General features: G+C 74.8%; 12 protein-coding genes. 8 read left to right on the top strand and 4 right to left on the bottom strand.

The annotated features are described in order from the left end of the window. The 3 genes from E1283_RS24245 to E1283_RS24235 form a co-directional block, all read right to left on the bottom strand. Positions 1-806 (bottom strand): SDR family oxidoreductase (locus tag E1283_RS24245; RefSeq protein ID WP_132820256.1); only part of this gene is annotated, 806 nt, incomplete at its 3' end. Between the two features lie 319 nt (positions 807-1125). Further along, on the bottom strand, positions 1126-2010 hold the full coding sequence (locus tag E1283_RS24240) for a DUF3152 domain-containing protein (RefSeq protein WP_243745063.1): 885 nt from the start codon (positions 2008-2010) through the stop codon (positions 1126-1128). Between the two features lie 358 nt (positions 2011-2368). Beyond that, positions 2369-3358, bottom strand: coding sequence for an alpha/beta fold hydrolase (locus E1283_RS24235; RefSeq protein WP_132820255.1), 990 nt, complete (start codon positions 3356-3358; stop codon positions 2369-2371). A 147-nt stretch (positions 3359-3505) separates the two neighbouring features. Here E1283_RS24235 and E1283_RS24230 point away from each other — a divergent pair, with 147 nt between their 5' ends. The 6 genes from E1283_RS24230 to E1283_RS24205 all read left to right on the top strand — a co-directional run bounded on the left by E1283_RS24230 (position 3506) and on the right by E1283_RS24205 (position 7261). After that, positions 3506-3748 carry a hypothetical protein gene (locus tag E1283_RS24230; RefSeq protein ID WP_132820254.1) on the top strand — a complete coding sequence of 81 codons (243 nt, stop codon included), beginning with the start codon at positions 3506-3508 and terminating at the stop codon, positions 3746-3748. A 205-nt stretch (positions 3749-3953) separates the two neighbouring features. Then, on the top strand, positions 3954-4580 hold the full coding sequence (locus E1283_RS24225; protein WP_132820253.1) for a TetR/AcrR family transcriptional regulator: 627 nt from the start codon (positions 3954-3956) through the stop codon (positions 4578-4580). A 125-nt stretch (positions 4581-4705) separates the two neighbouring features. Beyond that, complete coding sequence (locus E1283_RS24220) at positions 4706-4933, top strand: DUF3107 domain-containing protein (RefSeq protein WP_132820252.1); 228 nt, start codon at positions 4706-4708, stop codon at positions 4931-4933. A 104-nt stretch (positions 4934-5037) separates the two neighbouring features. Then, positions 5038-5985 (top strand): DMT family transporter, encoded by a 948-nt coding sequence (locus E1283_RS38970; protein WP_132820251.1) that lies wholly within the window; start codon positions 5038-5040, stop codon positions 5983-5985. Next, on the top strand, positions 5982-6578 hold the full coding sequence (locus tag E1283_RS38965; RefSeq protein ID WP_132820250.1) for a suppressor of fused domain protein: 597 nt from the start codon (positions 5982-5984) through the stop codon (positions 6576-6578). The genes E1283_RS38970 and E1283_RS38965 overlap by 4 nt, the downstream gene beginning before the upstream one ends. A gap of 44 nt (positions 6579-6622) precedes the next feature. After that, a complete protein-coding gene (locus E1283_RS24205) occupies positions 6623-7261 on the top strand; it encodes a DUF6758 family protein (protein ID WP_132820249.1) in 639 nt (212 codons plus the stop codon). Here the strand turns inward: E1283_RS24205 and E1283_RS24200 are convergent. Then, entirely contained in the window at positions 7251-8468 is a 1218-nt protein-coding gene (locus E1283_RS24200; RefSeq protein WP_132820248.1) for an MFS transporter, read from the bottom strand. The two genes, E1283_RS24205 and E1283_RS24200, sit on opposite strands and share 11 nt — an antisense overlap. Before the next feature lie 142 nt (positions 8469-8610). Between E1283_RS24200 and E1283_RS24195 the strand changes: the two genes are divergently transcribed. Further along, a complete protein-coding gene (locus E1283_RS24195; RefSeq protein WP_132820247.1) occupies positions 8611-9069 on the top strand; it encodes a MarR family winged helix-turn-helix transcriptional regulator in 459 nt (152 codons plus the stop codon). Between the two features lie 22 nt (positions 9070-9091). Next, positions 9092-9937, top strand: coding sequence for a PHP domain-containing protein (locus E1283_RS24190; RefSeq protein WP_132820246.1), 846 nt, complete (start codon positions 9092-9094; stop codon positions 9935-9937). Positions 9938-9960: the final 23 nt, after the last annotated feature.

Raw genomic sequence — 9960 nt, 5'->3', positions numbered from 1 at the left:
GGCAGCGGGTGGTGGCCGCCGACGCCCTCGGGTGACTGGCGCGGCGGGGGCGGGCCCTCCAGTTCGTGCAGGGTGCCCGCGTAGCCGGAGATCCTGGCCAGCGCCGCCGCGGCCTCGCGCAGCCGGACGGCGTGCCCGGTGCCGATGTTGACCACCCCCTGGGCGGCCGAGAGGGTGGCCGCGTGCACGGCGCGCGCCACGTCGCGGACGTCGACGAAGTCCCGCTGGACGGCGAGACCGCCCAGCTTGAGCTCGCTGTCGCCGTGCTGCATGGCGCGCCGCAGCGAGTCGGCGAGCCGGCCGAGCGGCGAGCCGGCCGGGGTGCCGGGGCCGGTCGGCGAGAACACGCGCAGCACGATCGCGTCGAGCCCGGAGCCGAGCACCAGCTCGGTGGCGGCCAGCTTGCTGACGCCGTAGGGGCCGCCGGGGCGGGCGACCGCGTCCTCGGCGATGGACGAGCCGCTCTGCGAGGGCCCGTACTCGGCGGCGCAGCCGATGTGCACCAGCCGCGCCCGGCAGCCGCTGCGCCGCAGCGACTCGCAGAGGGTGGCGGTGGCGACCGTGTTGTGCCTGGTCAGCTCGCTCGCGGTGCCGCGGATCGCGCCGGCGCAGTTGATCACGACCCCGGGGTGCACGGCGTCCAGGAACCGGGTCAGGGCGCCCGGACTGCCGGTCGACAGGTCGAAGCGGACGTCCGCGTCGTCGCCGCGCCCCAGTGCGGTCAGCTGCACGGCGGGATCGGCGAGCAGGCGGTCGGCGACGAACCGGCCCAAATACCCTCCCGCGCCGAGAAGCAGCACTCTCATCGGTCTGTGCTCCTTGCGTGTGAACAGATCTTGGCGGGACGGGGGGGACGGGGGTGCTGAAACGGTCCGCCTGGCCCCCGCCGCGCGAGCGGACCGCACGCGTTCGGCCGGCGACGCTGAGTGATCGACGCGACGTACACCGGCGCATCCCCTTCTCCCGTGGCTCCCATGACGAAGAGACGGTATGTCTACTTGTGCACCCGACGACGGACGGATGTCCGCCGCACCATCAGAAGGGGTGAAGATTCGTGACTTCGGCGTGAGTTACGTCGTTACACCGCAACGGCGGCACGGTCACCGCCGCAGCCTGCGGAAATGCTCAGCGCTCCGGGTTCGGCCAGGGGTTGGGCGCGCAGGTCAGGCCGTTGGTCGTGAGGTACTTGGTCTGCTGGAGCATCACCGGCGCCAGCGCCCCCTCGGCCGGGCAGACCGCGTGGCCGAGGCCGAGCCGGTGCCCCACCTCGTGGTTGATCAGCATCTGCCGGTAGCCCGAGATGTCGTCGCCGTAGGTCTCGGAACCCTGCGCCCAGCGCCAGGCGTTGATGATCACGCGCTCGGTGTTGGAGGAGTCGCAGGAGACGTTGTCCTGGGTGATGTCGAGGCCGGAGCGGGCGCACCAGTCGGCGGCGGTGCCGGGGCTGGCCAGCGTGATCACGAAGTTGTACTCGCCGGCCGACACCCGGGCGAACGAGCGTTCCCCGTTGTTCCCCCAGCTGCGCGGGTCGTTGAGGGTCCGGTGCACCACCTGGGCGAAGAACTCGGCGTCGAGGCCCATGCCCTCCTCCACGTCCACCCGGTAGCGGAGCTGGGTGGCCGCCGTCGGGTCGGCCGCCGGGTCGCTGCCGCCCACCGGCACCAGCTCGCCGGACGCGGTCAGCTCCGGGTCGAGCCGGAAGGTGGTGGTCATCAGCTCGTCGAAGGTCGGCTCGGCCTCCGGCTCGTCGACGGAGCCCGAGGGCGACTGGCCCAGCGGGTCGGGATCTGCCGCGTCGTCCTGGGCGCCGCCCCCGCCCTCCTCCGACTCCGGGGCGCCCGCGCCGACGTCGGGCGCGCCCTCGTCGGCGCGCGCCCGGTCCTGGCCGTCCCGGTCGGTGATGTTGCCCCCGACGACGACGGTCAGCACGGTCACCACGGCCGCGGCGGCGACGCCGGTCAGCGTGCGACCCCAGCCCCCGCGGCGCTCGGCCCGGCTATCCCCGAGCACCCGCCGCCGTTCCCGCGGCTTGCCGTGCCGCCCGGACGACGAGCGCCGCGCCGGCTCCGCCTGCCTCGGTTCCCCGAGCCCGTCGTGCCCGTCGCGCCCACCGTGCCCGTCACTCCGGTCACCACGGTCGCTCCCGTCGCTCCGGTCACCACGGTCGCTCCGGTCGTGTGCGTCGAGCCCGACGGACCCGCTCCCCTGCCCGGCCTCGGTTGCCAACCCCACTCGCCTGCTTCCTCGTGACGCCGCCGAACGCTGCCCTGGGATGTGCCCCCCGGCTCGGGGGGCGTCGGCGGTGTCGAAGGCATCGAGGTACTCCTGCCGGGGTCCGGCCTCCGGCCCCAGGCGGGGCTCGGCGGCGTCACGAGCGTCCATCGGCCACCCCTCCGTGGCCCGCGTTCGCGGTCGCCCCGGTGAGGAACTCGCGGAACGCGCCGGCCACCTCGGCCGGGAACTCCATCATCGCCACGTGACCCGCTTCGGGCAGCACGACGAGCCGTGAGCACCCGAATGCCCGGCTGGCCCGCCGGGCGCTGCCGACCCCGAGCAGCCGGTCGCGACCGCCGTAGAGCAGCAGCGTCGGCGCCAACACCCGCTCGGCCTGCCGCCACAGCGAGTGCTGGCCGCCCAACGTGTAGGCGTTGAGCAGGCCGCGGGTGGTGCGCCCGAGCGACTCCCAGAAGTACGGCAGCCGCTGCCGCCGCTCCAACTCGGCCTCGGCCGCGCTGAACTCCTGGGGAGTTATCCGCGCCGGGTCCCCGTAGCAGAGCCGCAGCACCTCACGGGCGCGCTGGCTCGGCGGCTGGCCGCGCGTCGCCCGGCGCAGCAGCCGGGTCACCCCGGGGACGCCCAGCATGCCGGTGGGGATGGCGCCCGGCCGCGGCAGCCGCTCGGGCAGCGCGGGGGCGATCAGGGTGAGGGTGCGGACCAGGTCGGGGCGGAGCGCGGCGACGCGGGTGGCGATGGAGCCGCCGAGCGAGTTGCCGAGGAGGTGCACCGGCCCGCGCCGCCCGGCGTCCAACAGGCGGATGACGGCGCGCGTGTGGCCGTAGACCGAGTAGTCGCCGCTGGTGGGTGGCGGCGAGGCGCCGAAGCCCGGCAGGTCGATCGCCTCGCACTCGACGTCGAAGGCCAACTGCTCCATCAACGCGGACCAGTTGCGCGACGAGCCGCCGAGCCCGTGCACGAAGAGGGCCGGTTCGAGGCGGTCGACGGCGGCGGCGCGGCGGCGCACCGCGAGCGTCATCCCGGGCAGGTCGGTGAAACGCATGGTCTCCCCGTCCCGCACCCCGGGCCAGCCTTCCGCCGAGGCGAGCTCCGCCTCAGCTCGCGACTCTTCGGTGGTTGGCATGGGCGCAATATTACGAGCCCGTCACGCTCGTACACACGCACCCATGGGACCTCGGTTCTGTGTCCGGCGTCACATCGCCGGTTCGCCTCTCCCGTCGCGCGCGCCTAGGGTGGGAGGTGCCCACCGAGGACCCGGAGGTGGTGAGCGATGCGGCAGGAGCCGACAGAGCCGGAGTTCCCCGACGAGTACCAGGAGTCAGCGGACTACGAGGAGGAGCTCGACGACGAGGCCGCCGAGGGCGACGTCGCCGAGCAGCGCCTCGACCTGCTGCGACTGCGTGACACGCCGCTCGCGGAGCGTGGCGAGACCGAGGCCGACCCGGCGGACGCGGCGGAGCAGGCCCGGGTCGTCGATCCCGGGGACGACGACTACCGCGAGGACGAGCGCTGAGCGGCGGGCCCGGGCGGTGTCCGCAGAGTGAAATCCTGCCCTCACGATGCACGCTGCGCGACCACACGACCGTACGATGACGACGGAACGGCATGGGGAAGAGGCCGGCGCGGAGCACGGAGCGCGCCGTGAGCGGCCCGAGAAGCACCACCGGCACCACCAGCACGACCGGCACGACACGGACACACGACCACCGGGAGGCGGCGTGACAGCCACAGAGCAGACCGAGGCGCGCCCCCGCGGCACCCGCCTGCCGCGCCGGGCCCGGCGCAACCAGCTGCTGGGCGCCGCCCAGGAGGTCTTCGTCGCCCAGGGCTACCACGCGGCCGCGATGGACGACATCGCCGTCCGCGCCGGGGTCAGCAAGCCGGTGCTCTACCAGCACTTCCCCGGCAAGCTCGAACTCTACCTGGCACTGCTCGACCAGCACTGCGAGGCGCTGGTGCAGGCCGTGCGCCGGGCGCTGGCCGCCACCCCCGACAACAAGCAGCGCATCGCCGCCACCATGGACGCCTACTTCTCCTACGTGGAGCAGGAGGGCGGCGCGTTCCGGCTGGTCTTCGAGTCCGACCTGACCAACGAGCCGTCGGTGCGGGAGCGTGTCGACCAGGTCTCGCTCGACTGCGCGAAGCTGGTCAGCCCGCTGATCTCGGAGGACACCGACCTGCCCGAGGACCAGTCGATGCTGCTGGCCGTCAGCCTGTGCGGACTGGCGCAGATCACGGCACGCCACTGGCTCAGCTCGGGGAGCGGCATCCCGCGCGAGACGGCGAAGAACCTCACGGCCTCCCTGGCCTGGCGGGGCATCGCCGGCTTCCCCAAGCAGAACTGAGCGCGGGCCCGAACCGCGATCCCCGCTCTGACACGGTGTTCGCTCTCGGCGTGGCCGGCCGCGTCCGGGCCGCCGCCGGGCGCGGATAACCTGTGACGAGCTAACGGATCAGCGGAGGGACAACCGTGGAGATCAAGATCGGCGTTCAGCACACGCCGCGCGAGATCGTTCTCGAGAGCGGGCAGTCTGCCGAGGAGGTGGAGCGGGCCGTCGCCGAGGCCCTGGCCGCCGAGAACAAGCTGCTGTCGCTGGTCGACGAGCGTGGCCGCAAGGTGCTGGTGCCGGCGAGCCGGATCGCCTATGTGGAGATCGGCGAGTCGGCCGCCCGTCGGGTGGGCTTCGGCACCCTCTGAGGGCGCCGGGCCCTCGGGCCACGTGGCCGCGGGGCCGGCGCCCGCCGTAGGAGACGCGGAGAGCGGCGGCCGGCCCCGGCCGCGGCGCGAAGGGGAGGACCGAGGTGACCAGCCCACGGCTCCGCGCCACCCCGGCCGGCGCGCCGGCGGGCGTCGCCGGCCACGGCCCACTCCCCCGCCTCGGCCTCGTCTCGCCCGACTGGGTGCTGCTCGCGGTGGCCGTCGTCGCCGTCTCGGCCTCCGGCCCGCTGACCGCCGCCACCGCGGCCCCGGCCCTGGCCATCGCCTTCTGGCGCAACGCGCTCGCCGTCGCCGCGCTCCTCCCCACCCTGCTCAGGCGGCCCGCGCTCCGGGCCGAGCTGGCCGGAGTCGACCGCCGCACCCTGCTCCTCTCGCTCGCCGCCGGCACGGCGCTCGCCGCCCACTTCGCGCTCTGGCTGCCGAGCCTCCGGCTCACCTCCGTCGCCTCCTCGGTCGCCCTGGCCACCACCACCCCGCTGTGGACGGTCCTGGCGCTGCGGCTCCTCGGCCACCGCCGGCCGGCCGCCGTCTGGCTCGGCTCGGCCGTCGCCTTCGCCGGCGTGGTCCTGCTGACCGGCGTCGACCTCGCCGTCTCCACCGAGGCCCTGCTCGGCGACGCCCTGGCGCTGGGCGGCGGCATCGCGGGCGCGGTCTACGTGCTGCTCGGCGCCGAGGTGCGGCGCACCACGAGCACCACGTCCTACACCCTGCTCTGCTACGGCGCGGCCACGGCGCTGCTGCTGCCCGTCTGCCTGCTCGCCGGCGCCGCGCTCGGCGGCTACCCGGGCGAGACCTGGCTCCAGCTGCTCGCCATCACCGTCGTCGCCCAACTCCTCGGCCACTCGCTGCTGAACCGGGTGGTGCGGGGCCTCGGTCCCTCCGTCACGTCCACCTCGCTGCTGCTGGAGACGCCCGGCGCGGTGCTGATCGCCGCCCTCGCCCTCGGCCAGCTGCCGCCGGTCGCCGCGTATCCGGCGCTGGTCGTGATCCTGGCCGGCCTGGCCCTGGTGATCCGCGGGGAGCGCCGGTGAGCGCCGACGTGCTGGCCCTCGTCGAGGAGCGGCTGCGGGCGTCCCTCGGGGAGCCGGACGGCCGGGCCGCGGTGACGTTCCTCGGCGCCGAGCGGATCGAGGTGCTGCGCGTCCCCGACCCGGCCAACGGCCTGGTGCGCTACCTGACGCTCGGCATGTCGGCCGCCCCGATGGCCGACCCCACGGCCGTGGTCGCCGACCCGGAGCGCGGGCCGCGCGCCGAGCTGCTGCTCACCGTGCGCGCCGGCCACCCGGCGGTCGACGGGGTGCCGCGCGCGCTGGCCACGGTGGCCGCGAGCCCCCAGGTGGAGGGGGTGGTCGCCGCCCCGGGCGGCTCGCTCGACCTGGGCCGGCCGCTGTGGCCGGGCGCGCCCTTCACCTCGGTGCTCCTCGGCGAGCCCGACGGCACCGTGCCGGAGCTGGCACTGCCCGCGCCGCGCGATCCTGTCCACTTCCTGCCAGTGCTGCCGATGACGCCGAACGAGGCCGCCTGGAAGCGGGCCAGAGGCGCGTCGGCCCTCGTCGAGCGCTGGCGGGAGCAGGGTGTCGACCTCCTCGACCCGCGCCGCGCCGGTACGCCACCGACGGGGTAACACGCCTTGACGGATGGGCCGGGGCAGCGGGACTGTTGTTCCCTATGAGGGGCGAACCCAGTTGCCCGAAATGCGGCGGGCGGGTCCGGGCCCCGGGCCTCTTCGCCGACTCGTGGCGCTGCGCGGAGCACGGCGCCGTGCAGCCCGTGCAGCCCGTCGTGCCGCCGAGCGTCAACGCCCTCACGGTCGTGGTGAACCGCACCCGGGTCCCCGTCTGGATGCCCTGGCCGCTGCCGGTCGGCTGGCTGTTCACCGGGGTGGCCTGCGCCGGCGACGACCGCTCGGGCGGCCGCGCCACGGTGGTGGCCTGTTCGGGCCCCGGGCCGCTCGGCGGCCCGGGCGAGATGCTGCTGATCGCCGAGGAGCTCGGCGTCGGCCTCGGCGCCCGCTACGCCGGCGTCGCCGGTCCCGACCCCGGGCCCCGGCTCCGGGTGGACGCCCCGCCGCAGATCAAGGTCCTGGCCGCCGGCCGGCCCACCCCGCTCTGGCAGGTCGCGGACGCCCCCGAGGACCGCGCGGTCTTCGCCGGCGAGGCGATGGGGCTCTGGCTGTGGGCGGTGATCTGGCCCGAGCAGGCCGGGATCCTGATGTACGACGAGATGGTGCTGACCGACCTGCGGGACGCCGGCTCCGAGCTCGAACTCGTGCCCTGCGGCGCGCTGTCGCCCCGCCTCATGTCCTAGCGGTCGCCCTGGTGGGCTCGGGCGCGGCGGGGCGGCCGAGCCGCCGACGGCGTTCGAGGGTGGCCCCGAGCACGGCGAGCACCAGCGCGCCGGCGGCCATCGCGGCGCCCACCAGGTTCGGCGTGGTGGGCCCGCCGCCGGCGGACAGGACCAGGCCGCCGAGCCAGGCGGCCAGCGCGTTGCCGAGGTTGAACGCGCCGATGTTGACCGCCGAGGCGAGGGTCGGCGCGTCGGCCGCGTTGTCCAGGATCCGCTTCTGCAGCGGCGGCACGGTGGCGAAGCCGAAGGCGCCGATCAGTGGCAGCGTCACGGCCGCGCCGACCTTGTCGCCCGCGGTGAGGGTGAACAGCGCGAGCGCGACGGCCAGCGCGGTCAACGACACGTAGAGCATCGGCATCAGCGCCCGGTCCGCGTACCTGCCGCCGACCAGGTTGCCGACCACCAGGCCCACGCCGAACAGCGCGAGCAGCCAGGTCACGCTGGACTCGGCGTAGCCCGCCGCGTCCGTCATCATGGGCGCGATGTAGGTGATCGCCGCGAACACACCGCCGAAGCCCAGCACGGTCATGGCCATGGCCAGCAGCACCTGGGGCTCACGGAACGCGGCCAGCTCGCGCCGGACGCCACCGCCCGTCGCCCGGCCGGCCGCGGGCGCGTCCCCGGCGCCGGCCGGCACCAGGGCCGCGATGCCGGCCAGCGCCAGCACGCCGATCCCGGCGACGACCGCGAACGTCAGCCGCCAGTCGACCTGTTGCCCGAGCAGGGTGCCGGCCGGCACACCGACCACGTTGGCGACCGTCAGCCCGGTGAACATCAGCGCGATCGCGCTCGCCCGCCGGGTCGGCCCCACGAGCTGGGCCGCCACGACCGAACCGACGCCGAAGAACGCGCCGTGCGCCAGCGAGGAGACCACCCGGCCGGCCAGCAGCACCCAGAACTCCGGGGCGACGGCGGAGAGCGCGTTGCCGACCGTGAACAGCACCATCATCAGCATCAGCAGCCGCTTGCGCGCCGTCCTCCCGCCGAGGATCGCCATCAGCGGCGCGCCGACCACGACGCCGAGCGCGTAGCCGGACGCGGTGAAGCCCGCGACGGGCGTGGAGACGCCGTACTCGGCCTCGAACTCGGGCAGCAGTCCCGTCACCACGAACTCGGTGGTTCCGATCCCGAAAGCCCCGATGGCCAGCGCGAGGAGCGCGATGGGCATGAGCGGACCCTTCTCGTTGTGGAAGCTGGTTACCCGCTCAGACATTAATTGCACACGCAGATACTTGCAAGCGCCGACAATTTCGGAGAACGGGTATGGTGGGTACTCCCAGCCCCACCACACGACGACGGGGAGGACCGCGATGCCGCGTCCCGAACCGGGCCTGGCCCAGGGGTGGTGCGCCCTGTCCGCGCTGCACGACCGCATCGAGGCGCACATCGAACGCGCCCTCCAGGCCGCCCACGGGCTCAGCGTCCGCGAGTACTCCGTCCTCGACGTGCTCAGCCAGCAGCACGACGGCGACGGCGGCCACGTCCGGATGACCGAGCTCGCCGACGCCGTCGTCCTCAGCCAGAGCGCCACCACCCGGCTGGTCAACCGCCTGGAGGACCGCGGCCTGCTCACCCGCTACCTCTGCCCGACCGACCGCCGCGGCATCTACACGGACGTCACCGACGCCGGCCGCCGACTGCTGGCCGAGGCCCGCCCCACCAACGAGACCGCCCTGCGCGAGGCGCTCGACCTCGCCGAGGCCCGCCCCGAGCTCGCCCCGCTGGTGGCCGCCGTCCGCACCCTCCGGACACCCGCCCGGACCGCCTGACCACGCCCCCTACCCTGGTCGGATGCGCATCGATCTGCACGCCCACTCGACGGCCTCTGACGGCACGGACTCCCCGGCGAAGCTGGTCCGCGACGCGGCGGCCGCCGGGCTCGACGTGGTGGCGCTCACCGACCACGACACCGTCGGCGGCCACGCCGCGGCAGCGGCCGCGCTGCCGCCCGGGCTGACACTGGTGACCGGCGCGGAGATCTCCTGCCAGCTGGACGGCATCAGCCTGCACATGCTCGGCTACCTCTTCGACCCCGAGGAGCCGGCCTTCGCCACGGAACGCGACCTGCTGCGCGACGACCGGGTGCCGAGGGCCCAGGGCATGGTGGCCCGCCTGCGCGACCTGGGCGTCCCGATCACCTGGGAACGGGTACGGGAACTCGCCGAGGGCTCGATCGGCCGCCCGCACATCGCGGCGGCCATGGTGGAGGCCGGGGTCGTCGAGGACGTCTCCGCCGCGTTCACCGCCGAGTGGATCGGCGACGGCGGGCGCGGCTACGTCGGCAAGCACGAGCTCGACGCCGTCGAGGCGATCCGCCTCATCCAGGCGGCCGGCGGCGTCGCCGTCTTCGCCCACCCGCTGGCCGCCAGCCGCGGCCGGGTCGTCTCGGACGACGCCATCGCCCGCCTCGCGGCGGCCGGCCTCGACGGCGTCGAGGTCGACCACATGGACCACGACCTCGACACCCGCCTGCGGCTGCACTCCCTGGCCACGGACCTGTCGCTCCTCACCACCGGGTCGAGCGACTACCACGGCGAACGAAAGCCGTGCCGGCTCGGCGATCACACGACGTCGCCCGAGGTCTACGAGGCGATCGTGTCGCGCGCGACCGGGGCGGCGCCGCGCCGGGCGGTGTGACGGGGGTTTCCCCACCCACCCAC

Origin of the sequence: Streptomyces hainanensis (assembly GCF_004348415.1) — a bacterium.
Classification (GTDB): domain Bacteria; phylum Actinomycetota; class Actinomycetes; order Streptomycetales; family Streptomycetaceae; genus Streptomyces; species Streptomyces hainanensis.
Note: the sequence above shows the minus strand (reverse complement) of the source record. Positions and strands in the feature narration are given on the sequence as shown.